The 631-nt window shown below is 40.3% G+C and carries 1 protein-coding gene; it reads right to left on the bottom strand.

The window, feature by feature from the left end:
• Positions 1-117: 117 nt before the first annotated feature.
• Positions 118-631: hypothetical protein (locus AAEZ22_RS18115; protein ID WP_352298371.1), on the bottom strand; the 514-nt coding region annotated here is incomplete at its 5' end.

The raw sequence follows: 631 nt of genomic DNA, 5'->3' as shown, positions 1-631 counted from the left end.
ATAAGAGCAAATAAAATTCGGTGTCAACCGGCCAAGATAATTGACGCGGAACCGGCCAAGTTAATTGACGCTAGATAGCGAAACGTAAATGCGTCGAATTAACACGCTTGTTATGCATTATTGCCACCACCCTTGATAAGGATCGAACTTTAGAACTAATTCATTAAGGGAAAATGAGTGAGTAATTTTTACTGATACATCTCTAAATTCGGAACCATCGTTTCTCCTAATATACAGATTCTCTGTATTTACGATTCCAAGCAACCCAGTTGGATCTTCAATATTTCCGTCCTTAGAAATTGAGTTTGACCACGTTACTGGAATTTGCTGATTATCTTGATCATATACTTTTACGGTTGTTACAAATACTTTTCGAGCAGATTTATTGAAAAGTGCTGTGCGTACTAAGGGGTCATTATGAGCTTTTTCAGAAAGCCCCACCTGATGCAAGCGTCCTGCTATTAACGTTTCATCCGACTTAATCTCATCGTATATACGTTTAGAAAGGAAGTAACTAAAGCATGCTGAAACAGCAGCGACTACCGCAGCAGATGCGTGAGCGTCTAGCGAACTACACCTATGTTTTAAAATTCCAGGGTAACAAGCTGTCGATATCGGGCTCAGGCTGGCA

The sequence above is a fragment of the Pseudoalteromonas sp. 20-MNA-CIBAN-0454 genome (assembly GCF_040308685.1).
Lineage (GTDB): Bacteria > Pseudomonadota > Gammaproteobacteria > Enterobacterales > Alteromonadaceae > Pseudoalteromonas > Pseudoalteromonas nigrifaciens.
Note: the sequence above shows the minus strand (reverse complement) of the source record. Positions and strands in the feature narration are given on the sequence as shown.